Annotated in this window: 15 protein-coding genes and 1 pseudogene; 9 read left to right on the top strand and 7 right to left on the bottom strand. The window is 70.9% G+C overall.

Translation table 11 applies throughout. The annotated features are described in order from the left end of the window. Positions 1 to 136: 136 nt before the first annotated feature. The 3 genes from KGS77_RS10725 to KGS77_RS10715 all read left to right on the top strand — a co-directional run bounded on the left by KGS77_RS10725 (position 137) and on the right by KGS77_RS10715 (position 4730). Positions 137 to 1297, top strand: a complete 1161-nt coding sequence (locus KGS77_RS10725; RefSeq protein ID WP_242580555.1) for an FxsB family cyclophane-forming radical SAM/SPASM peptide maturase — start codon at positions 137 to 139, stop codon at positions 1295 to 1297. Positions 1298 to 1461: 164 nt separating this feature from the next. Then, positions 1462 to 4461 carry an FxSxx-COOH system tetratricopeptide repeat protein gene (gene fxsT / locus KGS77_RS10720; protein ID WP_242580553.1) on the top strand — a complete coding sequence of 1000 codons (3000 nt, stop codon included), beginning with the start codon at positions 1462 to 1464 and terminating at the stop codon, positions 4459 to 4461. 38 nt (positions 4462 to 4499) lie between these two features. Continuing rightward, positions 4500 to 4730 (top strand): YxD-tail cyclophane-containing RiPP peptide, encoded by a 231-nt coding sequence (locus KGS77_RS10715; protein ID WP_242580551.1) that lies wholly within the window; start codon positions 4500 to 4502, stop codon positions 4728 to 4730. 105 nt (positions 4731 to 4835) lie between these two features. Here KGS77_RS10715 and KGS77_RS10710 read toward each other — a convergent pair whose 3' ends face one another. From KGS77_RS10710 to KGS77_RS10695, 4 genes and pseudogenes are all read right to left on the bottom strand, one after another. Further along, on the bottom strand, positions 4836 to 8690 hold the full coding sequence (locus tag KGS77_RS10710; protein WP_242580549.1) for a multifunctional oxoglutarate decarboxylase/oxoglutarate dehydrogenase thiamine pyrophosphate-binding subunit/dihydrolipoyllysine-residue succinyltransferase subunit: 3855 nt from the start codon (positions 8688 to 8690) through the stop codon (positions 4836 to 4838). A 239-nt stretch (positions 8691 to 8929) separates the two neighbouring features. Further along, positions 8930 to 9987 (bottom strand): annotated as a pseudogene (locus tag KGS77_RS10705) (ATP-binding protein). 113 nt (positions 9988 to 10100) lie between these two features. Next, positions 10101 to 10841 carry a response regulator transcription factor gene (locus KGS77_RS10700; RefSeq protein WP_242587407.1) on the bottom strand — a complete coding sequence of 247 codons (741 nt, stop codon included), beginning with the start codon at positions 10839 to 10841 and terminating at the stop codon, positions 10101 to 10103. Between the two features lie 159 nt (positions 10842 to 11000). Then, a complete protein-coding gene (locus KGS77_RS10695) occupies positions 11001 to 11774 on the bottom strand; it encodes a spermidine synthase (RefSeq protein ID WP_242580547.1) in 774 nt (257 codons plus the stop codon). Between the two features lie 313 nt (positions 11775 to 12087). Here KGS77_RS10695 and KGS77_RS10690 point away from each other — a divergent pair, with 313 nt between their 5' ends. Beyond that, positions 12088 to 12975 carry a rhomboid-like protein gene (locus tag KGS77_RS10690; protein WP_242580545.1) on the top strand — a complete coding sequence of 296 codons (888 nt, stop codon included), beginning with the start codon at positions 12088 to 12090 and terminating at the stop codon, positions 12973 to 12975. Here KGS77_RS10690 and KGS77_RS10685 read toward each other — a convergent pair. Next, positions 12932 to 13411 (bottom strand): GNAT family N-acetyltransferase, encoded by a 480-nt coding sequence (locus KGS77_RS10685; RefSeq protein WP_242580544.1) that lies wholly within the window; start codon positions 13409 to 13411, stop codon positions 12932 to 12934. The genes KGS77_RS10690 and KGS77_RS10685 overlap by 44 nt on opposite strands. A gap of 10 nt (positions 13412 to 13421) precedes the next feature. Here KGS77_RS10685 and KGS77_RS10680 point away from each other — a divergent pair, with 10 nt between their 5' ends. Beyond that, positions 13422 to 13736: a hypothetical protein gene (locus tag KGS77_RS10680; RefSeq protein WP_242580543.1), complete on the top strand. Its 315-nt coding sequence runs from the start codon at positions 13422 to 13424 to the stop codon at positions 13734 to 13736. Between the two features lie 48 nt (positions 13737 to 13784). Here KGS77_RS10680 and KGS77_RS10675 read toward each other — a convergent pair whose 3' ends face one another. After that, on the bottom strand, positions 13785 to 14546 hold the full coding sequence (locus tag KGS77_RS10675; RefSeq protein ID WP_242587406.1) for a class I SAM-dependent methyltransferase: 762 nt from the start codon (positions 14544 to 14546) through the stop codon (positions 13785 to 13787). 213 nt (positions 14547 to 14759) lie between these two features. Between KGS77_RS10675 and lon the strand changes: the two genes are divergently transcribed. The 3 genes from lon to KGS77_RS10660 all read left to right on the top strand — a co-directional run bounded on the left by lon (position 14760) and on the right by KGS77_RS10660 (position 18613). Beyond that, positions 14760 to 17171, top strand: coding sequence for an endopeptidase La (gene lon / locus KGS77_RS10670; protein WP_242580542.1), 2412 nt, complete (start codon positions 14760 to 14762; stop codon positions 17169 to 17171). A gap of 131 nt (positions 17172 to 17302) precedes the next feature. Continuing rightward, a complete protein-coding gene (locus KGS77_RS10665) occupies positions 17303 to 17899 on the top strand; it encodes a Uma2 family endonuclease (RefSeq protein WP_242580541.1) in 597 nt (198 codons plus the stop codon). Positions 17900 to 18019: 120 nt separating this feature from the next. Then, positions 18020 to 18613 carry a Uma2 family endonuclease gene (locus tag KGS77_RS10660; protein WP_242580540.1) on the top strand — a complete coding sequence of 198 codons (594 nt, stop codon included), beginning with the start codon at positions 18020 to 18022 and terminating at the stop codon, positions 18611 to 18613. A gap of 56 nt (positions 18614 to 18669) precedes the next feature. Here the strand turns inward: KGS77_RS10660 and KGS77_RS10655 are convergent, their stop codons facing one another. After that, on the bottom strand, positions 18670 to 19557 hold the full coding sequence (locus KGS77_RS10655; RefSeq protein ID WP_242580539.1) for a lysozyme: 888 nt from the start codon (positions 19555 to 19557) through the stop codon (positions 18670 to 18672). A gap of 259 nt (positions 19558 to 19816) precedes the next feature. Between KGS77_RS10655 and KGS77_RS10650 the strand changes: the two genes are divergently transcribed. After that, on the top strand, positions 19817 to 20308 hold the full coding sequence (locus KGS77_RS10650; protein ID WP_242580538.1) for a MarR family transcriptional regulator: 492 nt from the start codon (positions 19817 to 19819) through the stop codon (positions 20306 to 20308). Positions 20309 to 20361 lie beyond the last annotated feature (53 nt).

The following is a 20361-nucleotide window of genomic DNA, read 5'->3' as shown; positions in this document are numbered from 1 at the left end:
GGCAATCGCGCGCCCAAACCGGCCAGTTGCCCGCGTACTCCGGTTTCCTGTTCGATGCCCGAGCCATGCATCACAACAGCGGACAAACGTACGGTGACGTGCGGTCCGGTCGTCGACGGAAGCAGGGAGCGGCGCCGTGGAGTGCGAGACCGACCGGACGATCCGGGTGCCCTTCCGGCAGTTCGTCCTGAAGGTGCACAGCCGGTGCAACCTGGCCTGTACCTACTGCTACATCTACCAGAGCCCGGACGCCAGTTGGCGCGACCGGCCGCGCCGGGTGGCCCCCGCCACGATGCGGCGGACCGCCCTGCGCATCGCTGAGCACGTCCGCGCCCACCGGCTCGCCGGCATCCGCGTCGACCTGCACGGGGGCGAGCCCCTGCTCACCGGCCCGGGCCCGCTCCTGGAGCAGGCGGCGGCGGTCCGCGCCGTACTCCCCGAGGGGTGCGCCGCCGCCTTCGGCGTGCAGACCAACGGCACCCTCCTGACGGACCCCGTGCTGGACACCCTGGCCGACGCGGGATTCCGGGTCGGTCTGAGCCTGGACGGCGGCACGCCCGTACTCAACCGCCGCCGGGTCGACCACGCCGGGCGCCCCTCCTGGCCCGATGTCTCCCGCGCCGCGCGGCTGCTCGCCCGGCGCCCCGAAGTCTTCGCGGGCGTCCTGTGCACCATCGACATCACCTCCGACCCGGCCGAGGTCTACCACTCGCTGCGGGCCCTGAACCCCCCGATGCTCGACTTCCTCCTCCCGCACGCCAACTGGTCCAGCCCGCCCCCGGCACCCCCGGGCGCCCCCGGCCCCACTCCGTACGGGGACTGGCTGTGCACCGTCTTCGACCTGTGGTGGGAGGAGCCCCCCGGCGCCCCCCGGGTCCGCGGCTTCACGGAGATCATCGGCCTGCTGCTGGGCCGGCCGAGCAGCAGCGAAGCGGTCGGCCTCTCGCCCGTCGTCGCCCTCGTCGTGGACACCGACGGCGCCATCGAACAGGTGGACTCCCTGAAGTCCACGTACGACGGAGCCGCCGCGACCGGCCTGGACGTCTTCCGCAACACCTTCGACGAGGCGCTGGACCACCCCGGCATGGCCGCCCGCCAGCAGGGGGCGCTCAGCCTGGGCGCGCAGTGCCGCGGCTGCGCGCTGATGGAGGTCTGCGGCGGCGGCAACTACGCGCACCGCTACCGGGCCGACGGCAGCGGTTTCCGTAATCCGTCCGTGTACTGCGCCGATCTCGAAAGGCTGATCCGGCACATCGCCGGCCGCCTCAGCGCGGCGGTCGCCGGCGCACCCCGCTGACCGGCGCGCCCGCCCGGCCGGCTGCACCGGCGGTCGGCGTGTTCAACTACCCGGCACGCAACATGACCTGACGCACTGTCGCCATATGGGGGGACACTTGGGCTATCGTGCCGAGCAGCCAGCTCACGCACGCTTGGACCACCGCATCCCAGGGAGACGGTCGCATGGTCGATCAGCCCACCACCACCGGCTCCAACGAGCACATCACGATCAGCTACGCGGGCTTCAACCGGCCATGGGCCGCGTGGATCTCCCACCAGTTGGAGCAACTGGGGCACGGCACCACCATGCTGCGCTGGGACCCGTCCGCGAACAGCCCGCTCACCGAGGAACTGGCCGGCCTGCTGGCCGCCGAGGGCCGCCTCCTGATGGTCCTGGACGACTGGTACTTCCGGCTGGGCCCCAAGACCCACGAGGAGTGGACGGCCGCCCTCCAGGAGGTCGTGGCGCCGCACGTCGAGCGTTTCGCGGCGGTGAGCGTGGCCACCCAGCGGCTGCCGAGCACCGCTTCCATCCTGCGCCCCGCCGACCTGCGCGACCTGGACGCGGTCGAGGCCAACCGCCGCGTCCTGCACCGCCTGGGCGTCGACCCGGGCCGGCGGCGCGCGGAGGACGCGGTCACCAACGCCCCGCGCTTCCCCAACGACCCTCCCGAGGTGTGGAACATCCCACGCCGCAACAACCGTTTCACCGGCCGCGACAACGTGCTGGAGGATCTGCACGGGAAGCTGGCCGGCGGGCTGGGCTCGGGCCCGCCGCTGGAGACCCGTATCGCCCTGTACGGCATCTCGGGTGTCGGCAAGAGCCAGATCGCGGCCGAGTACGCGCACCGGTTCGGCAACGACTACGACGTGGTGTGGTGGATCAGCGCCACCAACCGGGGGGCTGCCCGGGAGCAGCTCGCCGAGCTGGCCACCCGGCTGAACCTGCCGGTCGGCCAGGAGCTGGGCGACCGTATCCGGGCCGTCCACGAGGCGCTGCGGATCGGCCGCCCGTACCGCCGCTGGCTGCTGGTGTTCGACAGCGCGGACGACATGGAGCAGATCGAGGACCTGGTGCCCGACGGCCGCGGCCACGTCCTGATCACCACGCTGACCCGCGACTGGTCCGGCTCCGGCAGCGCCCAGGAGATCGAGGTGCTGCCCTTCACCCGTACGGAGAGCGTCGCCTACGCGCGGCGGCGCGCCCCGCGACTGACGCCCATGGAGGCGGACCTGCTCGCCGAGGCCGTACAGGACCTGCCGCTGCTGCTGGCGCAGACCGCGGCCTGGCTGGACGCCAACCCCATGTCGCCCAAGGAGTACATCGAGCTGATCCGCCGGGGCGAACCGAGCCTGGTCGGCATCCGGATCTCCTCCGACTATCCGATGGCCTTCCAGACGAGCTGGGCCATAACGCTCAACACGCTGCGGGAGCGCAGTCCCGCGGCGGTGGAGCTGCTGAAGCTGTTTGCGTTCTTCGCGCCCGAGGCCATTCCCGTACCGATGCTCGCCAAGGCCCGCCGCGGCGACCTTCCCGAACACCTGGCCGACTTGGCGGCCGAGCCGATCAGTTGGAACACCGCGCTGCGCCGGCTGACCGAGTCCACCGCCGTACGGCTGGACTACCAGGTGTCGCAGACCTTCGACCCGGCGGTGGAGACGGCGCAGATGCACCGGCTCTACCACCGCTTCCTGCGCAGCGACATGTCCGAGGACGAGCGGGACCGGATGTCGGCGACGGCCTGCCGGGTGCTGGTCTCCGCCGATCCGCAGGTCCCCTCCGACACCCGCTACTGGGAGCGCTACGCCGAGCTGATCCCGCACCTGGAGCCGGCCGGTGTCCTGGACAGCCCCGAGCAGTCCGTCCAGGAGATGCTGCTGAACTGCATCGAGTACCTGCGGGTCCGAGGTGAGTACCGCATCGGACTGAAACTGTGCGAGCAGTTCCTCTCCCGATGGCGTACGCGTATCAGGCCGACTCAGCGCACCATGCTCATCCTCACCCACCAGCACGCCAACATGCTGCGCTGGCTGGGGCGTTACCGCGAGGCGGAGGCGGTCGGCAGCGCGATCGTGGACCAGCTCTCGGCCGAGCGGGAGGCGATCGACGCCGACCTGCTGCGGGCCCAGGACGGCCTGGCGGGCACGCTGATGGCCCTGGGCTCGTACGAGGAGGCGTTCGCGCTCTTCGACACGGTCTGGCGGGCGTACGTCGAGCTGCTGGGCGCCGAGGCGCCGCGTACGCTCTCCTGCCGGGTCAACCGCGGCGCGGCGCTGGGCATGCTCGGCCGGTACGAAGAGGCGCTGGTCACCTACCGTGAGGTACTGGCCATCAGGGAGCGGGAACTGCGTGCCCGCCACCACCTCACCCTCAACGCCGGCACGTCCTACGCCCGGATGCTGCGCCTGCTCGGGCACTACCGCGACGCCGCCTCCCGCCAGGACCTCAACGCCCGCCTGCACCACCAGGTGATGGGCCCGCACAACCCGCAGACACTGCGCGCCGACCACAACCTGGCGCTGTGCCTGCGCCGCGCGGGCGACCTGTCCCACGCGGACTCCCTGATGGCCGACGTCATGGAGCGCTCCCAGCGGGTGCAGGGGCCGCGGCATCCGGAGACGCTGATGGTGCGGGCGGACTACGCCACGTTCCTGCGTGAGCACGGCGACCTCGGGCACGCCCGCGAGCTGGCCGAGGAAGTGGCCGAGCGCTACCGGACGCTGGCCGGCGAGGACCATCCGTACACCGTGGGTACCTTGGGCAACACCGGTCTGGTACGCGGGGAGTTCGGCGAGGTGTCCGAGGCGCTGGACATCGCCGAGCGGGCGCTGAGCGGGATGCGGCGGGCGGTGGGCCCGGACCATCCCTGGACGCTGGGCTGTGCGCTGAACGCCAGCGGGGCGCGCAACCGGGCGGATGACGAGGAGGGCGCCGTCGAGCTGAGCCGGGACACCATGGAGCGGGCCAAGACCGTCCTGGGGGAGACCCATCCGCTGACCCTGTCGGCCAAGACCGGACTGGCCGAGGACCTGCGCGCGCTGCGGCGCGGGCAGGAGGCGGCGAAGCTGGAGCAGGAAGCCGTCCAGCAGCTCACCGAGACGCTGGGCCCCGAACACCCCCACACCCTGTCCGCCCGGCGCCGCAGGCGCCCGTACTGGGACTTCGAACCACAGCCCGTGTAGAGGCGGCGGGGAGGGCTCCCGGAAGGAGGAGGAGAACCGTGTCGGACTCCGGGACCGGCGGCGCGCCGGTGACCGAGGCGCGCCGGGACGCGGCACCCCGCGAGGAAGCGCTGCCCGACTTCGGGCGCCCGGACCTGGCCGGCCTGCGGCAGCGGGTCGGGCATCCGGTGCTCACCGAGGTGGTGGCCGTACTGGAGGAGCGCGCCCACGGCGACGCCGCCCCGGTGGCGTACTACGACGACGGGCCGGGCCCGGACGTCGGGAGGTGAGCGGACGTACGGCGAAGGGCCCGCCCCGCGCGATGCGGGGCGGGCCCTTCCATGTGTTCGCTCGCCCGTGTCACAGGTGACGCGGGACGGGCCCACGGCGCCGGATCAGGCGTCGAAGGCTTCCGCGACGAGCTGCGCCTGCTCGGCCTGGTGGCGCTTGGCGGAGCCGACGGCCGGGGACGAGGAGTGCGGCCGGGAGATGCGGCGCAGGCGCTCGCCGTGCGGGATGTCGGCACCGACCGCCAGGTCCAGGTGGTCGATCAGGTTCAGGCCGAGGAACGGCCAGGCACCCTGGTTGGCCGGCTCCTCCTGGACCCACAGGTACTTCCCGGCGTTGGGGAACTTGGCGATCTCCGCCTGGAGCTCCCGGCCCGGCAGCGGGTACAGCCGCTCGATACGGATGATCGCCGTGTCGTTCGCGCCGCGCTTGGCCCGCTCCGCCTCCAGGTCGTAGTAGACCTTGCCGGAGCAGAAGATGACCTTGCGGACGGCGGTGGCGTCGACCGTGCCGTCGCCGATGACGGGACGGAAGCCGCCCGTGGTGAACTCTTCCGTCTTGGACGCCGCCGCCTTCAGACGCAGCATCGACTTCGGGGTGAAGACGACCAGCGGCTTGTGGTGCGGGTTGTGGACCTGCCAGCGCAGCAGGTGGAAGTAGTTCGACGGGAGCGTCGGCATCGCGACCGTCATGTTGTTCTGCGCGCAGAGCTGGAGGAAGCGCTCGATGCGGGCCGAGGAGTGGTCCGGGCCCTGGCCCTCGTAGCCGTGCGGCAGCAGCAGCGTGACGCCGGAGGTCTGGCCCCACTTCTGCTCGGCCGAGGAGATGAACTCGTCCACGATCGTCTGCGCGCCGTTGACGAAGTCACCGAACTGCGCCTCCCACATGACCAGCGCTTCCGGCCGGGCCAGGGAGTAGCCGTACTCGAAGCCCATCGCCGCGTACTCGCTCAGCAGCGAGTCGTAGACGTTGAAGCGGGCCTGGTCCTCGGACAGGTAGAGCAGCGGGGTGTAGTCCTCGCCGGTCCGCCGGTCCACCAGCACCGCGTGGCGCTGGCCGAACGTACCGCGGCGGGAGTCCTGGCCGGCGAGCCGGACCGGGGTGCCCTCCATCAGCAGCGAACCGATGGCCAGGGTCTCGCCCATGCCCCAGTCGATCGTGCCGTCCTCGACCTGGGCCGCGCGGCGCTGGAGCTGCGGCAGCAGGCGCGGGTGGACGGTGACCCGCTCGGGGATGTTGACCTGGGACTCGGCGATCCGCTTGATGACCTCCTGGGAGACCGCGGTGTCCACGTGGACCGGGAACTCGGCCTGCGGCTGCGGGACCTCGGGCGCGGCCGGGGCCGTGGTGGCCTCGCGGACCTCGGTGAAGACCTTCTCCAGTTGGCCCTGGAAGTCCTGGAGCGCCTGCTCGGCCTCCTCCAGGGTGATGTCGCCCCGGCCGATGAGGGACTCGGTGTAGAGCTTGCGCACCGAGCGCTTCTTGTCGATCAGGTCGTACATCAGCGGCTGGGTGAAGCCCGGGTTGTCGGACTCGTTGTGGCCGCGGCGCCGGTAGCAGATCAGGTCGATCACGACGTCCTTGTTGAACGCCTGACGGAACTCGAAGGCCAGGCGGGCCACGCGGACCACGGCCTCCGGGTCGTCACCGTTGACGTGGAAGATCGGCGCCTCGATCATGCGGGCCACGTCGGTGGCGTACATGGAGGAGCGGGCCGACTCCGGCGCGGCGGTGAAGCCGACCTGGTTGTTGATGACGATGTGCACGGTGCCGCCGGTGCGGTAGCCGCGGAGCTGGGACATGTTCAGCGTCTCGGCGACCACACCCTGGCCGGCGAAGGCCGCGTCACCGTGGAGCTGGACGGGCAGGACGGTGAAGTCCGTGCCGCCCTTGCCGATGATGTCCTGCTTGGCGCGCGCCACACCCTCCACGACCGGGTCGACCGCCTCCAGGTGGGAGGGGTTGGCGGTGAGCGAGACCTTGATCTGCTCGCCGTCCAGGCCGGTGAAGGTGCCCTCGGCGCCGAGGTGGTACTTCACGTCGCCGGAGCCGTGCATCGACTTCGGGTCGAGGTTGCCCTCGAACTCCCGGAAGATCTGCGCGTAGGACTTGCCGACGATGTTGGCGAGCACGTTCAGCCGGCCGCGGTGGGCCATGCCGATGACGACCTCGTCCAGGCGCGCCTCGGCCGCGGAGTCGATGACCGCGTCCAGCAGCGGGATGACGGACTCGCCGCCCTCCAGCGAGAAGCGCTTCTGGCCGACGTACTTGGTCTGCAGGAACGTCTCGAACGCCTCGGCGGAGTTCAGACGGCGCAGGATGCGGAGCTGCTCCTCGCGCTCGGGCTTGGAGTGCCCGCGCTCGACCCGGTCCTGGATCCACTTGCGCTGCTTGGGGTCCTGGATGTGCATGAACTCGATGCCGGTGGTGCGGCAGTACGAGTCGCGCAGCACTCCCAGGATGTCGCGCAGCTTCATCATCGACTTGCCGGCGAAGCCGCCGACCGCGAACTCCCGCTCCAGGTCCCACAGCGTCAGCCCGTGCTCGATGATGTCGAGGTCGGGGTGCTTGCGCTGCTCGTACTCCAGCGGGTCGGTGTCGGCCATGACGTGGCCGCGCACCCGGTAGGCGTGGATCAGGTCGAAGACCCGGGCCGCCTTGGTGACGTCGTCGTCGTGGCTGACGTCGATGTCGCGCAGCCAGCGCACCGGCTCATAGGGGATGCGCAGCGACTTGAAGATGTCGTCGAAGAAGTCGTTCTCGCCGAGCAGCAACTGGTTCATGATGCGCAGGAACTCGCCGGAGGCGGCGCCCTGGATCACGCGGTGGTCGTACGTGCTGGTCAGCGTCATGACCTTGGAGATGCCCAGCTTGTTCAGGGTGTCCTGGGAGGTGCCCTGGAACTCCGCCGGGTAGTCCATCGCGCCGACGCCGATGATGAGGCCCTGGCCGGGCATCAGGCGGGGGACGGAGTGGACGGTGCCGATGCCGCCCGGGTTGGTCAGCGACGCGGTGACTCCGGTGAAGTCCTCCATCGTCAGCTTGTTGTTGCGGGCCCGGCGGACGATGTCCTCGTACGCCTGCCAGAACTCGAAGAAGCTGAGCGTCTCGGCCTTCTTGATGGCGGCGACGACGAGCTGGCGGTCCCCGTTGGGCTTGACCAGGTCGATGGCCAGGCCGAGGTTGACGTGCTCGGGCTTGACCAGCGTCGGCTTGCCGTCCTTCTCCGTGAAGGAGTAGTTCATCGACGGCATGGCCTTGAGGGCCTGCACCATCGCGTACCCGATGAGGTGGGTGAAGGAGACCTTCCCGCCCCGGGCGCGCTTGAGGTGGTTGTTGATGACGATGCGGTTGTCGAAGAGCAGCTTGACCGGGACCGCGCGCACGGACGTGGCCGTGGGCAGCTCCAGGGAGGCGTTCATGTTCTTCGCGACGGCTGCGGAGGGGCCACGGAGAGTGACCAGTTCCGGGCCTGCGGGTGCCTCGTCGGCCTTCACGTCGTCCTTCTTGGCTGCGGGCTGAGCGGTCTTCACGGGTGCGGTCTTGGCGGGAGCGGCCTGGGCCGGGGCGGCCTGGGCGGGCGCCGGGGCGCTCGCGGCGGGCCGGGCCGGGGCGGCGGGCCGTGCGGCGGCGGGTTCGGCGGCCGGCGGCGCGGGCTGCTGCGCGGCGGGGGCCGCGGGCGCGCTCGGCGCGGCGGCACCCGGTGCGGCCGGGGCCGTTCCGGTGGCCTGAGTGGCGGGGCTGCCTTCACTGGCCGAGGACGGGGCGGTGGCGCCCGCTCCCGGCTTGTAGTCGGCGAAGAAGTCCCACCAGGCTCGGTCTACCGAGTTCGGGTCCTGGAGGTACTGCTGGTAGATCTCGTCGACGAGCCACTCATTTGGACCGAACGCGGCAGCAGGGTTCTTTCCCTGCCCCTCTTGGTCGGTCGAGTTGCTCGAGCTGTTGGGGGACTGTGGCGACACGGCGGCAACCGCCCTCTTCCGCTTCCTAAAGGTGGTGGACAGCGGGAATAAAGGCTACGCCTCTCGGAAGCCGTGGTGCAGTCCGGGAGGGTCAGTCGTCGCGTACGTCACATTCAGCTACGGGTTTGCGGGCATGACTTGGCGGGAAACACACCTGGTTTGCCTGCTTGCGGGTACGGCTCATCGCCGAGGCACCGACTGGATGAGTGTCTCCACCAACGACCCTACGTCAACGATCGTCAGCTTCGCGCGGAGTCGATCCCCGGAAGGGTGACGCGGATGCGGCAGCCACGGGGGATTCGGCCACCCCTATACGTCCGCCGTGCAGATCCACCGCCCAGCGGGCGATCGCCAGCCCCAGGCCCGTACCGCCGTCCGTACCCGGCCCCGAGGGCCCCGGACCACCCCGGTTGAAGCGCTCGAAAACGCGGTGGCGCTCGGACTCGGGCACCCCCGGCCCCTCGTCCTGCACCTCCAGTTCCAGGCTCTCGGGCCCCGCGCCGCGCCGCGCCCGCACCGTGACCCGGCCGTGCCGGGGGCTGTGCTTGATGGCGTTGTCGATCAGATTGGCCACGACCTGGTGGAGCCGCTCGGCGTCCGCGTACGCCGTCAGTTCGGGCGGCGATACGTCGAGGTGGAGGTGGACGTCCGTACGGGTGTGCGTCCCCGAGCCGGCGAGGGTGGCCGCGCCACGGCTCATGTTGGCCTCTTTGAGCACCCCCGACAGATACGGCCAGACCTCGAAGCGGCGGGCGTGCAGCGGCACCACCCCGTTGTCCAGACGGGAGAGGTCCAAAAGGTGCTCCACCAGCCGGCCCAGCCGCTCCGTCTGCTTCAGCGCCGTACGCATCGTCTCCGGATCGGGCCGGCAGACGCCGTCCACGACGTTCTCCAGTACGGCGCGCAGCGCGGCGATCGGGGTACGCAGCTCGTGCGAGACGTTGGCGACCAGCTCCTTACGGTGAGTGTCCACCGCCTCCAGATCGGCGGCCATGCGGTTGAAAGCGTCGGCCAGATCACCGAACTCGTCCCGCCGTTCGGCCCGCACCCGCCGGGTGTAATCACCGTTGGCCATGGACCGCGTCACATCCGTCATCTCGTCCAGCGGCGCCGTCAGGCTCTGCGCGACGAACTGCGTGACCAGCAGCGAGGCGATGACGGAGAACACGGTGATGATGCGCAGCTCGGTCGCCGAATGGATGGCGACGAAGATCAGCAGAGTGGTGATGATCACCGAGACGATGACCAGCGCGCCCAGGGCCGCCTTCACGGAGCGGTACGGATCCAGGGGGCGCAGCCCTTCCCATACGCGCTCCCAGACCCGCTCCCACCACCTGCGCGCGGACGCCCCGCTGCGGGCCGCGCCCCGGGCCGCCCCTTCCCGGGCCGTACGGCGGGTCGTACGGGAGGTCATGCGGGCGGGGTCTCCAGCGCGTAACCGACGCCGTGCACCGTACGGATGCGCTCGGCGCCGATCTTGCGGCGCAGCGCCTTGATGTGGCTGTCGACCGTACGGGTCCCCGAGGCATCCGCCCAGTCCCACACCTCCGCCAGCAACTGCTCACGGGAGAGCACCGCGCGCGGGGTGTTGGCCAGACACACCAGCAGGTCGAACTCGGTGGGCGTCAGATGGACGTCCTCCCCGCGCACCCGCACCCGGCGCTGCGCGTGGTCGATCTCCAGCTCGCCCAGGCGCAGGATGCCGCTGCGCGGCGTATGGGCGGCCAGCGCCGCGCGCTCCACCCGCCGCAGCAGCACATGCACCCGCGCCGCCAGCTCCCGCATGGAGAACGGCTTGGTCATGTAGTCGTCCGCGCCCACCCCCAGGCCGACCAGCATGTCCGTCTCGTCGTCCCGCGCGGTCAGCATCATCACCGGCACCGGGCGCCGGGCCTGGACCCGGCGGCACACCTCCAGGCCGTCGAAGCCCGGCAGCATCACATCGAGCACCAGCAGGTCCGGCTGCCATGCCTCGGCGGTGTCCACGGCCGCCGGCCCGTCGGTGGCCGTCTGCACCTGGAACCCCTCGGCGCGCAGCCGGGTCGCGATGGCGTCCACGATCGTCGGGTCGTCCTCCACGACGAGGATCCGGCGCTGGGCGCCGGGCGTGGCCGCGGCGGTGCCGCCCTGGGTGGTCTGCGTCTGATCCATCGCCCGCCCCTGCGTGTCCCCGTGTGCCGGCTGCGTACCGCTGGTCGCGTACCGCTCGTCCGGCTCGTCTGGTCGCGTGCTGCTCATCGCGTACTGCTCGTCGCGTGTTGCTCGTCGCTCCTGCTGGGCAGCAGCGTAAAGGCAGGGTGTGACCGGCGGCTACGCGCCCTTGTGGGCGAGGTGCACCACGTCGGGGACGCCTCGGGCAACCGGCACTTCTTCGGTACGTACGCCGGTGAACCCGGCATTTCGCAAGGATGTTTCGAAATCCGACGACGGCTGCGCGGACCAGATGGCGAGCACCCCGCCGGGCGTGAGCCGGTCCCGGCACAGGGCCAGACCCGCGGGGGAGTACAGGCCGCCGTTGTCCTCGGTGACCGTCCAGTCCGGGCCGTTGTCGATGTCCAGGCACAGCGCGTCGAAGGCGTCCGGGCCGGTGTCCTCGCGGAGGTAGGTCAGGAGGTCCGCGGGCGCGATCTCGGTACGGGGATCGGCCAGCGCGGGCGCGGAGAGCGTGGCGAGCGGGCCGGTCCGGTGCCAGTCCACGACGGCGTCCTCCCGCTCGACCACCACGATCCGGCCCCAGCGCGGCTCGGCCGCGGCCCGTACCGCCGAGAAACCGACCCCCAGGCCGCCGATCAGCAGCGCGGGGCGCTCGCGTCCGGCGGGCAGCGCGGCCAGCGCCGCGTCGATCAGCAGCCGCTCGGACCGGCCGTCGGAGGTGTCCATGAGGAAACAGCCGTTGGCGATGATCTCGAAGTGCTCGCCCCGCTGCCGCAGCACCACTTCGCCGTACGGGCCCTCGCGCCGGTCCAGCACGCGCGGCCCGTCGTACGCGTCCGGCGCGTCCGGCGCGTCCTGCTCGTTCTCTTGACCGGCCTGATCCGGACGGGGATGTACCTGGGGTGGGTATACGGAAGGTACGGGAGCCATGCGGGCCATCTTGGCGAACCACCGGAACGGCCGTCCAGCCGGGGAAGGCGGGCGGCCGTTCCCCGCGCGCTCCCCTGATGCCACTCGCACCACCGCGGTTGCCCCAAGTGACGCATGTCACTGGAACGGCCGATTCATGGGTTGAACGTGGAGATTGGTGCGAACGTTGTCGTCTTGGGAGTGGCGTGTTCCGCCTCGCCCGCTGCCGGGAGCCGTGGCCGAGGGGGTGCGGGCGCGGCCCGCCGTGCGCGCCGCCGACGTGACGATCGACCGAAGGAGCCGGGAAGCAGTGAGCCGGGAGGGATCAGCGGCCATGGCCGCCACCGAGGCGGACGCCGCCGGGAAGAACGATCGCCCCCTGCTCGCGGGCATCCCCGCCCCCGAGCACGCTTCCCCGATCGAGCAGGTTTCTGCGCCCGGGCAGGCTTCCCCGCCCGAACACGCTTCTCCGCCCGATCCCGGCCTCGCGTCGGTCTCCGGCCTCGTGCCCGATTCCGGCTTCGTGTCGGCCTCCGGCCTCGTGCACGATCCCGGCCTCGCGCCCGCCTCCGGCCTCGCGCCGTGGCGGCCCGGAAGGCTGCTGCCCACGCCCACCGGCGCCCCCTTCACCTTCTGCTACGCCCTCCTCCTCGCCGCGACCACCGTGTTCGCCGAGAACGCCGACCCCGCGCTCGTACTGGACCTGCTGCGCGGCTCCAGTACGGACGTCCAGCACCTCGCGCACGCACCGCTGCTGGCGCTCCTGACCAGCGCCCTGTGGAGCGCGGGCGGGCTGCTCTCGGCGTACGCCCTCGCCTTCCCCTTCGTGCTGACCGCCCTGGAGCGGCGGGTCGGCTCCCTGCGGACCGCCGCCGTCTTCTTCGGCGGCCACGCCATCGCCACCCTCGCGACGGAAGTGCCGGTCGGGCTGTCGGTCGCCCTGGGGCAACTGCCCGGCTCGGCCCTGCACCGCCTCGATTACGGCATCAGCTTCGGCGTCATGACCTGCGTCGGGGCGCTGGCCGTCCTCCTCCCGCCGTGGGGGCGCCTGCCGCTGCTGTTCGCGGCCGGCGCCCTGGCCGTCAGCGATCTGCTCGCCTACCTCGACCCGGTCTCGGACTGGGGTCACCTGCTGTCACTGACCCTCGGCGCGGCGAGCGGCGCCCTGCTGCGGCGGGTCAGGAGGGTCCGGCAGACAGCCGTGCGAACTCCTGCGCCGTGATCTGGTACCGCGCCGTCGTGGCGTCCTGGACCCGGCGCCGCAGCCCGGCCTTCTCCAGCACCCGTATCGACGCCGGATTGCCCAGTTCCACATCCGCCCGCACGGTGTGCACCTCCGGCGCGTCCAGCGCGAACTCCACGATCGCCCGCGCGGCCTCGGAGGCGTAACCGCGCCCCCTGCGAGAGGCGACGACGCCGTACCCGAACTCCACGACCCCCTCCCGCGCCGGCCGGAACAGACCGATGGAACCGACCACCAGGCCGCTCTCCCGCTCCAGGATCTGACGCTGCCCGCTTCCCGCGGGTCCGTCGGGATGCCCGGCGACGAAACCGGCGATCACCCGGTCCCCGTCGGCGGGGAAGTCCTCGGCCCAGTGCTCCGACCGCTCGTCGCCGACCACGGCGGCGATCTCCTCGGGGGTCCAGGGCCGCAGCACAAGCCGATCGGTGATCAGATCCGTACCGACCGAAGAGAAGAAAGAGAAAGGAGAGGAGGGGGAAGAGGAGAAAGAAGAAAAAGAAGAAAAAGACACGCGACACTTCCTGGTCGTTTTCGAACGACCGGGCCGCTCACCAATCCTGCGCGACCACGACCCGGCCAAGGGCATGCTGACGAAGCTCTTGGCGAGCCATATTCATCAACCCCCTCTTCCCGTCCCGACCTCGCGGTCCGTGCCGTCGTGGCTGCGGCGTCGCGCTGTCACGCTCCGCACGCGCGGCCGGAGCGTAGCACTCCGTACACCCGGGCAGTCGAACGTTTGACCCGCATCCGGCTCAGAAACCCCAGGAACCCCAGGAATCTCAGGAATCTCAGGGGCGGAAGGCGACCAGCAGGTCGGCCACGTACGTCTCCTCCACCGTCCCCGCAGGGAAGATCTCCCGCAGGCGCCCCCGCTCCTCGGCGAGGAACGCACGGGTACCGGCCTCGCCGAGGACGAGGAACGCCGAATGGCTGCCGAGGTTTTCCAGGTGCGTGTCGAGCGGGACGGTACGGCTCCAGCGCACCTGGCGGCGGGCGGTGCGCAGACCGGTGAAGCCGGCGAGCCGGACGGCACGCCCGTCGTCAGGACGGGCCGCCGAGGGCGGCTGCACCCCGCAGTGCCGCGCGACCCGGTCCCGCTGCGCGGCGATCCACGGCACGTCCAGGGCGTGGGTGTTCCACCAGACCGCCAGCGCCCCGCCCGGGCGCAGCACGCGCAGCGCTTCGGGGACGGAGCGGCCGGTGTCGGTCCAGTGCCACGCCTGCGCGTACGTGATCAGGTCATGGGAGGCGTCGGCGAGCGGCAGGGCGTTGCCGTCACCCCGGACGACCGGCACGCCGGGGAGGGCCTCGCGGAACTCCGCCGCCATGCCGTCACCGGGCTCCACCGCGACCACCTCGGCACCGCGCCCGCACAGCAGGGCGGTGGCGATCCCGGTGCCCGCCCCCACGTCGGCGACCCGGGCCCCCGCCAGCGGGCGTCCCATGAATTCCTCGACGGCGTCCAGAAGGGCGGGCGGATACGAAGGGCGGCTCGCCCCGTACCGCCCGGCAGCCCTGTCGAACGAACGCGCCCGCGCCGTGCCGGTCACGTCAGTCGTCCCGGTCATGTCAGTCGTCCCGTTCATCCCAGTCGACCCGTCCAGCCCGTCCGACCCAGTGGTCCCAGTCATCTCCTCATCCTCGACCCCGACCCGTTCCGTTCTGGCCGTCTGATCGCTCACAGCGAACACGGGACGGGGAACATCCGGTGGCTCAGGAGCATTGAGTGGGTACAGCTCAACTTGCCTGCCGAAGGGGAGATCATGGCTTCGACGTCCGCCTCGCTCACTCTGCCCGTGCTGCCCCTCGATGACGAGGTGGTGCTGCCGGGCATGGTGGTGCCGCTGGACCTGTCCGACGCGGAGGTGCGCGCGGCGGTGGAGGCCGCCCAGGCCGCCGCTGCCTCCGGTAACAAGCCACGGGTGCTGCTTGTGCCCCGTGTCGACGGCACATACGCGGGGACCGGCACGCTCGGGCGCGTCGAGCAGGTCGGACGGCTCTCCGACGGCGACCCCGGCGCGCTCATCCGGGGCCTGGGCCGGGTACGGATCGGCTCCGGCACCACCGGGCCCGGCGCCGCCCTGTGGGTGGAGGGCACCACCGTCGAGGAGAGCGTCCCCGACCCGCTGCCCGGCGCCGTCACCGAGCTGGTCAAGGAGTACAAGGCGCTGGCCACCGACTGGCTCAAGAAGCGCGGTGCCTGGCAGGTCGTGGACCGCGTCCAGCAGATCGAGGGCGTCTCGCAGCTCGCGGACAACTCCGGCTACTCGCCCTTCCTGACCACCGAACAGAAGGTGCAGTTGCTGGAGACCGCCGATCCGGTGGCGCGGCTCAAGCTCGCCACCGAGGCGCTGCGCGAGCACCTCGCCGAGCAGAACGTCGCGGAGTCCATCGCCAAGGACGTCCAGGAGGGCGTGGACAAGCAGCAGCGCGAGTTCCTGCTGCGCCGGCAGATGGAAGCCGTACGCAAGGAGCTGGCCGAGCTCAACGGCGACCCCGGCGACGAGAGCGAGGACTACCGCGCCCGTGTCGAGGCCGCCGACCTCCCCGAGGAGGTCCGCAAGGCCGCCCTGAAGGAGGTCGACAAGCTGGAGCGGGCCAGCGACCAGAGCCCCGAGGGCTCCTGGATCCGCACCTGGCTCGACACCGTCCTGGAGCTGCCCTGGAACGAGCGGACCGAGGACGCGTACGACATCGCCGGCGCGCGTGCCGTCCTGGACGCCGACCACGCGGGGCTGGAGGACGTCAAGGACCGGATCACCGAGTACCTGGCCGTGCGCAAGCGGCGCGCGGACCGGGGCCTGGGCCTGGTCGGCGGGCGCCGCGGCGGCGCGGTGCTCGCACTCGTAGGGCCGCCCGGCGTCGGAAAGACCTCGCTCGGAGAATCCGTGGCACGCGCCATGGGCCGCAAGTTCGTACGGGTCGCGCTCGGCGGCGTACGGGACGAGGCGGAGATCCGCGGCCACCGCCGTACGTACGTGGGCGCGCTGCCCGGACGGATCGTGCGGGCCGTCAAGGAAGCCGGGTCCATGAACCCCGTCGTCCTCCTGGACGAGATCGACAAGGTCGGCTCCGACTACCGCGGCGACCCGGCCGCCGCCCTCCTGGAAGTCCTGGACCCCGCGCAGAACCACACCTTCCGCGACCACTACCTGGAGGTCGAGCTCGACCTGAGCGACGTGGTCTTCCTCGCCACGGCCAACGTGCTCGAAGCCATCCCCGAGCCGCTGCTGGACCGGATGGACCTGGTCCGCCTGGACGGCTACACCGAGGACGAGAAGGTCGTCATCGCCCGTGACCACCTGCTGCCGCGCCAACTGGAGCGGGCCGGCCTGGAGCCGGGCGAGGTGACCGTCCGGGACGAGGCGCTGCGCAAGCTGGCGGGGGAGTACACCCGTGAGGCGGGCGTACGGAACCTGGAGCGGTCCGTCACCCGGCTGCTGCGCAAGGTCGCCGCCCAGCACGAGCTGGGCGAGCGGGAACTGCCGTTCACCATCGGGGTGGAGGAGCTGCGTCCGCTGATCGGACGGCCGCACCACACCCCGGAGTCGGCCCAGGACCCGGCCGAGCGCCGCACCGCGGTCCCCGGCGTAGTCACGGGCCTGGCGGTCACCGGCGCGGGCGGCGACGTCCTGTACGTGGAGGCGTCCTTGGCCGACGCCGAGACCGGCGCCTCCGGCCTCCAGCTCACCGGGCAGCTCGGCGACGTCATGAAGGAGTCCGCGCACATCGCGCTGTCCTTCCTGCGCTCGCACGGCGCCGAACTGGAGCTGCCGGTCGGTGACTTGAAGGAGCGCGGGGTCCATCTGCACGTACCGGCGGGCGCGGTCCCCAAGGACGGGCCGAGCGCCGGCATCACGATGACCACCGCCCTGGCCTCGCTGCTCTCGGGCCGGCAGGTGCGCCCGGACGTGGCGATGACCGGCGAGGTCTCGCTGACCGGGCGGGTGCTGCCGATCGGCGGCGTCAAGCAGAAGCTGCTCGCCGCGCACCGCGCCGGGATCACCACGGTGATCATTCCCAAGCGCAACGAGCCGGACCTGGACGACGTCCCGGCCGAGATCCTGGAGAAGCTCGACGTCCACCCCGTCTCGGACGTCCGCCGGGTCCTCGAACTGGCCCTGACCCCGGCCACCGCCGCCCCGGCCGCCCCGGAGGTCCCGGTCGCCGCCTGACGGACCCGCCCGGACGCGCCCGGCCCCGAACCCCAGTGCCAAGGGGTCCGGGGCCGGGCGTGTCCCGTGCACCGTGCGTATCGTTGTACCGCGCGACTGCCCGCACACCGCGGCGGTGGGGAGGAGCGCGGATGACCATCGAGCTGACCGACAGCAGGATCGAGATCGAGATGGCCGACAGCGACGAGCTCAGCCTGGACATGATGTTCGACTGGCTGGAGCGGATGCCCGTCCCCGAGGGCTACAGAGCAGAGATCGTCGAGGGGGCCATCTACGTCTCGCCGCAGCGGGACAATCACTGGGACATCATCGCCGCGATCTACGACCAGCTACGGGAGAAATACCCGAGGAAGCAGTTGAAGTCGGATGTGCGCATCGACTTCCCCGGCCACCTCAACGGTTTTGCGTCCGATGTGATCGCGCTGCGGGACGGCGCGGTCAAGGACCACAAAGGACGCTGGCGATACGAGGACATCGAATTCGTCGCCGAAGTCATCTCCAGGAACACGGCGCGCAACGATTACGGCCCCAAGCTGGAGACCTACGCGGTGGCCGAGGTCCCGGTCTACCTCATCATCGATCCCTGCACCGGTACCTGGCATCTCCACACGCTGCCCAAGGACGGAAAGTACCACCGGTACCTGACCCTCGACTTCGGCGACCCGGTGGACCTGACCGACACGGCCGTCGGCCTGACGCTGACCACCGACGAGTTTCCACGGGACTGACGGACCACCGTGCGGAACTCCAGTACGACGAGTTCCGAGCCGGGCGTGTCCCGTGCACCGTGCGTATCGTTGTACCGCGCGACTGCCCGCGAGACAGCGGGAGCGGGGAGGAGCGGCACGGTGACCATCGCACTGATCGACAGGACCGAGATGGCCGACAACGATGAGCAGGACTTGGATCAGTTCGAGCTGCTGTACGAAATCACCCCCGAAGGCTACAAAGCGGAGATCGTCGGGGGAGCCATCTGCATGTCACCACAGCGCGGAGTGCACTGGAAGATCATTCGTAGGGTGCTGCGGCAGTTGGAAGACCATTTCGGTGACGAGTCGGAGATCAATGTGGACATGCGCCTCGATCTCCCTGGCTGTGGCAACAGTTTCGCTCCGGATCTTTTCAAGGTCTCGGACGAGGCCGAGCCGGATGGACAGGGCCGGTGGCGCCACCAGGACGTGGAATTCGTGCTTGAGGTGATCTCGCGCGGGACCGCGGACAACGACTACGGGAAGAAGAAGGCCGCCTACGCTGCCGGCGGCATCCCCGTGTACCTGATCGCCGACCCGTATACGGCCAAGTGGCATCTGTACACGCTGCCGAAGGACGGCATGTATCAGGCGAGCCTGACCTCGGACTTCGGCGTGCCGGTCGATCTGACCGGCACCGTCGTCGGCCTGAAGCTCGGCACCGAGAATTTCCCGCGGGAGCGCCGGGCCTGAGGTCCCGGCCGTACACGAGTCCCGGGAATTCGCCCCGGGGCCCGTTTCTGTAGGGCTTAGCCGTTGGCGAGGGCCTGGAGGCGGTCGTAGGCGCCGTTGAAGCGGTCGCGGTCGCCTACCGTGGTGCCGGAGGAGGTGTACTGCCAGATGGTGTGGAAGCCCCAGCCGGACGGGAGTTCGCCGGCCGAGGTGCCGTAGCGCGGGATCCACAGGGGGTTGACGGAGCCGAAGTCGGCGTAGTTGCCGGTGCACTGCTTCCACCAGCCGGTGGAGGTGTAGATGACGGCGTCCCGCCCGGTGCGTTCCTTGTAGGTGGCGAACCAGTCCTTGATCCAGTTGATCAGCCCGGTGGCGCTCTTGCCGTAGCAGGTCGAGCCGTAGGGGTTGTACTCCATGTCCAGCGCGCCCGGCAGCGTCCTGCCGTCCCCGGACCAGCCGCCGCCGTGGTCGACGAAGTAGTTCGCCTGCGCGGCGCCGCTGGAGGTGTTCGGCGTGGCGAAGTGGTACGCGCCCCGGATCATCCCGACGTCGTACGAGCCGTTGTACTGCTGCGTGAAGTAGGGGTTGGTGTAGCTGGTGGACTCGGTCGCCTTGACGTAGGCGAACCGCACCCCGCCGTTCCACAGCGTCTGCCAGGCGACGTTGCCGTTGTGGCTGCTGACGTCCACGCCCTCCACGGACGCGGCGACCGGCGGCTTCGGAGCCTGACCCGGCGGGTCGCCCTCGTGCGCGGCCACCTGGGACCCGGCCCAGTCCCGGTCGGGGTGGGTGGGCTCGGGGGCGCTCTTCCCGTACGAGGAGGGGGCGGGGCCGGGAGGGGGAGCGGGGGCGGCGCCGGCGGTGCCGGACGGCCCCAGGAGGAGGGCGGCCAGGGCGAGGAACATCACGGACGCGGTGCGCGGCGAACGCGCGCGGCGGGGCGCGCCGGATCTGTGCACAGGCATTCATGCCTCCGGAGATCTCGGTGTACGACCTGAGAGGGGGTGAGCGGCAGCGGGCCGGGAGGGCGCGCGGTGGCGACCGCGCGGATGCGGGGGGTTTGGTGTGGCCATGCCAGAAATGACGGTACGGGTGTGGAACGGCCCGGCAAAGACGGGTACGGGGCTGCCGTTGGTCTAATCCTGCGAAATACTGGCCCAACTGCGGCTTCGGCCACCGATGAAAGAAATTTTCAGTATTCCGAAAGCGGGAGAGGGCGCTGACGTGCACAACACCGGAGCCGACGGCAGGCCGGCGGCAGGCGAGCACAGTGGTGTGGACCACGAATTCCTGGCGCTGGAACGCGAGTTGGCGGTCTTCCTGCGCCGCGCCCGCGCCTCGTCCGGTGAGCTGGCGCGCGCGGTCCACCCGGACCTGGAGTCGGCGGCGTACGGCCTGCTGATGCGGCTGGCCGACGCCGGGCAGCAGCGGGCCACGGACCTCGCCGGCTACTTCGGCGTCGGCAAGGCCACCATGAGCCGTCAGTTGCGCGCCCTGGAGGACCTCGGTCTGGTCGCCCGCGAGCCGGACCCCGCCGACGGCCGGGCCGTCCTGGTCCGCCTCACCGACGAGGGCCGCGCCCGCTTCACCCGCGTACGCGACGGCCGGCGCGCCCAGTACGCGCGCCGCCTCGCCGCCTGGGACCGCAAGGAGGTCGCGGAACTGGCGCGGCTGCTGCACCGCTTGAACGGGGAGCAGCCGCCCGAGGAGGTGTAGCCGCTATGGGATCGGGAGGGCGCGGGATGAGACCCCCGCCCCTTCATAGGGCA

Source organism: Streptomyces sp. MST-110588 (assembly GCF_022695595.1).
Lineage (GTDB): Bacteria > Actinomycetota > Actinomycetes > Streptomycetales > Streptomycetaceae > Streptomyces.
Note: the sequence above shows the minus strand (reverse complement) of the source record. Positions and strands in the feature narration are given on the sequence as shown.

What these genes read in the sequence shown, in the direction of transcription:
- fxsT (WP_242580553.1), top strand. Translation starts at nt 1,462, where the DNA reads ATGGTCGATCAGCCCACCACCACCGGCTCCAACGAGCACATCACGATC.
- KGS77_RS10700 (WP_242587407.1), bottom strand. Translation starts at nt 10,841, where the DNA reads ATGGATCAGACGCAGACCACCCAGGGCGGCACCGCCGCGGCCACGCCC.
- KGS77_RS10695 (WP_242580547.1), bottom strand. Translation starts at nt 11,774, where the DNA reads ATGGCTCCCGTACCTTCCGTATACCCACCCCAGGTACATCCCCGTCCG.
- KGS77_RS10690 (WP_242580545.1), top strand. Translation starts at nt 12,088, where the DNA reads ATGGCCGCCACCGAGGCGGACGCCGCCGGGAAGAACGATCGCCCCCTG.
- lon (WP_242580542.1), top strand. Translation starts at nt 14,760, where the DNA reads ATGGCTTCGACGTCCGCCTCGCTCACTCTGCCCGTGCTGCCCCTCGAT.
- KGS77_RS10665 (WP_242580541.1), top strand. Translation starts at nt 17,303, where the DNA reads ATGACCATCGAGCTGACCGACAGCAGGATCGAGATCGAGATGGCCGAC.
- KGS77_RS10655 (WP_242580539.1), bottom strand. Translation starts at nt 19,557, where the DNA reads ATGCCTGTGCACAGATCCGGCGCGCCCCGCCGCGCGCGTTCGCCGCGC.